Below are 3,010 nucleotides of genomic sequence, written 5' to 3'. Positions count from 1 at the left end.
ATCAACTCGTCAAGCACGGCTTTGGCGCGGAACAACGCCATGCTGCGACGAGGAATATGATCACACGAAACTAAACATCTAATGAATTTAACAAGGTTAACTCGCTCATGTGAAGCAGGCTTTTTTCTTGTGGCCGGCGAGGGCGTTCTCTTCTCGCTGGCGGCAGGTCAACTATTCAAAGCGAGCCAATAAGTTTGGCTCCGCATGCGGTGGCATCGTTGGCGTAGGCGTATGCGCGTCCGTTATGTCGGGCGCCGGCCGCGTCGGGCTTGATAGGAAAGTTGCCCTTGCATTTTGGGCAGAACGTCATATCGCCCGCAAGTGCGGCGTCGCGTCCCATCACCCGCGTGCCGGATGAGGCAGAAATGACAGTACCGCCATGGTCGGTCTTGTCGTCCAGTCGAACGACTGCACGTCCTTCATGCTTCATTTTCGTAAGCTCTCACTGGTTGTGGGTGGATGAATTTATTTCAACGTGGAAGAATTTGGCTGAAGTTTTGGAAGATAATACGAGCCTTCGGGCGCGCCCGGTACCTTGACCCGGAACTTCAGGCCGGAAAGGAGTTTGTCCCACAATGCAACCGCTTCATCGTCAGTGACAGATGCCTTCTTTGCCGCTCCAACTATATTGGCCTTGACCTTTGAGAACATGACCGCATTGAACTCGGAAGGGTTGGCGACGTCTTTCGGCGTACCCACAAAGGCCCACTCGAAATCGTGGGTGCCATCTGGCCTGCGTATAAGCGATTCCTCACCTTTCCAGTGTTGTACGTCCCGTTTCCCTTCCCGCAGGACGTCACGCTTCGGGTAATGACCCCCTTGCATTGCTTGCGCGCTTTTGATGCGGGCAAGTAGGGAAAGCTCGCCACGCTTTATCTTGTCGAATTCTTCCTTGTCATAGTCCATATAGGCGTTCTGGTTCGAACCGACGGAGAAGGTGACGTCCGGGAGGCTTGGTAGATAAATTCCTGCGTTGATTTGTTCAGACTCTCCATAGCGGTCGCCTGGTATAAACCCGTGCTCAATACAAAAGCCTGGCTCGGACGATACCTCCTCCGTGGCGCGCAGCCTTAAGCTCTTGGCTCGGGACAGTTGCCGGGCAATAACCACGCTTTCTGTTTCACCCTTCGAAATCGCATCATCAATCATGAACGTGGTGTTTCCCTTGCTGATATATGTCTGGAAGAAAAGCAGATTATCTTCCTTTGCATATTCGTTCAAAAAATAACGAATTTGCCAGCTGTCAACAATTGGGCCAGGTCCACTGTAGGTCATCTCGGCAGTTCGGTTTTCAAACTTCACCCCCTTGAATTTCGCATCGGCGTGGTTAATTGCCTTTTCCAAGTCGCCCGGGAAGACCTCTATGCCCTCGCGAAAAACAGCGCTTCCATATATAAGTTGTGCTTCCTGTGGCACTTCAATTGCAAAGCGACCGAAGCAAAGGAGCTTCGTCTTTTCGAAAATTACTTGCAGACGCGAGCTAAGCTTCACTAAATCAGGCACGGCGGTCTCCTTATAAGAGTAAGTGTGAGAGTTTGCACTTAACGAAATCAGCACAGCAAGTGAAGCAACGATAACTGCGCCGTATTTAATAAGATATTTTGGTTTCACAATCACTCCCGTTTTGCTGTCTTGGCGATTTGAACGACTGAGTAAAGCAGGGATGCCAAGACATCACGGTCAGCATAGCCGTTCTGATTAAGAGTTGAACAAGTTCATTTTTTGTAACCGGATAGTCATTGAGCGGCGTTGGCATCTCTTCAGTGTCAACTGCGCGAAGCCACAAAGGCGACATCATTTCAGGATCTGCTGGTTCAGTCTGGAACTCGCTTTTAATGTCAAAATATACATGGTAAGTCTGGTGTCCTTCCTACCAGTCGCGATCAAAATACAGAACTGTTCCCGTTGGGAGTATCGAGTAATGATTTTGTTCCCCCGTTATAAGCAGAGGTTCTTTTTTCCAAAATGTAGTTTTGGAAGTTGTTTTTAGTATTCTTGAGTTGAAGGTGGAGATTGTGGCGAGACCGGCTAAAGAAAATATAAGAAAAATAATCTTCCATTTCATTTTTCCCCACTCCGATAGGGTGCGATTTCTTTTGGTAAAATTTTCCGCCTTTTAGCTGGAATCAACGGGCATGATGATTTTACTAGAACAGCCAGAATTGTCTGCGCATCTCTAATTCCCGTAATCTGATGAATTTAGTAAGGTTATTTCGCTCATCTGATGCAGGCTTTTTTCCTGTGGCTGGCGAGGGCGTTCTATTCTGGCTGGCGGCAGGTCAACTATTCAAAGTGACCCAATCAGTTTGGCTCCGCATGCGGTGGCATCGTTGGTGTAGGCGTATGCGCGTCCGTTATGTCGGGCACCGGCCCCATCGGGCATGATCGGAAAGTTGCCCTTGCATTTGGGGCAGAACGTCATATCGCCCGCAAGTGCCGCATCCCGTCCCATGACCCGCGTGCCGGATGAGGCAGAGATGACCGTTCCGCCGTGGTCGGTCTTGTCGTTCAGCCGAACAACTGCACGTCCTTCATGCGTCATTTTTTTCGCCTCTCAATTGCTGTTTTTTAGGGAACATTCCAAGCGACGGTGCTCTCTCACAGTCCAGTCATTGCAGGCTATATAGCGTTGGGTGGCATATCATTTAGCAAGTTCAAAATCTATTTCTTGCATTAAGTCACCAATATTCAGTTTGTTATATCCGAGTTTATTTTTGAAATATTTTTTACAACAAATCTTTCCTGAGATATTTTTATATTCCAAATCTTTCCATAACTATCGTCGATCATTTCAAAATTATAGGAGCCATCTGAATTTAAATGAAGTTTATCTTGTGGATTCAGGCCAGACTGTTCGATTCGCATGGACTTGGCGTGTAGGCAGCTTTGCAGAAGGTACGTGTCGGTTAATTTAAAAGTACGTTTTTCGAGCTTAACTGTTTAGTTTCGTGTGATCATATTCCTCGTCGCAGCATGGCGTTGTTCCGCGCCAAAGCCGTGCTTGACGAGT

At 48.1% G+C, this 3,010-nt stretch carries 3 protein-coding genes; all 3 read right to left on the bottom strand.

Features of this window, described 5'->3' with window-relative positions; translation table 11 throughout:
* Positions 1-175: 175 nt before the first annotated feature.
* The 3 genes from V6M87_RS27040 to V6M87_RS27030 all read right to left on the bottom strand — a co-directional run bounded on the left by V6M87_RS27040 (position 176) and on the right by V6M87_RS27030 (position 2,542).
* Complete coding sequence (locus tag V6M87_RS27040; protein ID WP_332879777.1) at positions 176-430, bottom strand: PAAR domain-containing protein; 255 nt, start codon at positions 428-430, stop codon at positions 176-178.
* Between the two features lie 35 nt (positions 431-465).
* A complete protein-coding gene (locus V6M87_RS27035; RefSeq protein ID WP_332879776.1) occupies positions 466-1,611 on the bottom strand; it encodes a T6SS immunity protein Tli4 family protein in 1,146 nt (381 codons plus the stop codon).
* 676 nt (positions 1,612-2,287) lie between these two features.
* A complete protein-coding gene (locus V6M87_RS27030) occupies positions 2,288-2,542 on the bottom strand; it encodes a PAAR domain-containing protein (RefSeq protein WP_332879775.1) in 255 nt (84 codons plus the stop codon).
* Between the last annotated feature and the right edge of the window lie 468 nt (positions 2,543-3,010).

The organism is Massilia sp. S19_KUP03_FR1, from assembly GCF_036688685.1.
Classification (GTDB): Bacteria; Pseudomonadota; Gammaproteobacteria; order Burkholderiales; family Burkholderiaceae_D; genus JALYUM01.
The sequence above is the reverse complement of the archived record's forward strand: the minus strand, read 5'-3'. Positions and strand labels throughout refer to the sequence as shown.